Source organism: Brevibacillus sp. SIMBA_040, assembly GCF_046535075.1.
GTDB lineage: Bacteria > Bacillota > Bacilli > Brevibacillales > Brevibacillaceae > Brevibacillus.
In genome coordinates, this window is the sequence record NZ_JAWRXI010000222.1 from 1 (window position 1) to 265 (window position 265).

The 265-nt window shown below is 66.0% G+C and carries 1 protein-coding gene; it reads left to right on the forward strand.

The features are described from left to right. Positions 1–265 (forward strand): amidase family protein (locus SB752_RS32620; RefSeq protein WP_410719531.1); only part of this gene is annotated, 265 nt, incomplete at both ends.

Sequence of the window (265 nt, forward strand, 5' to 3'; positions counted from 1 at the left end):
GCGGCGCTGGATGCGCGGGGAGCCATGTGGATTACTGGATGGCGTGCCGGTCTCGGTCAAAGACCTCGTCGCCGTGCGTGGGCTGCCGACACGATACGGATCGCTTACGTCACCTAGCGCGCCGGAGGCCGATGACGCACCCGCGGTCGCGCGACTGCGACAGGCCGGCGCGCTGCTGTTCGGCAAGACTACGACCTCGGAGTTTGGCAACAAGATCGTCACGGACAGCCTGCTCACCGGCATTACCCGTAACCCATGGGATCGG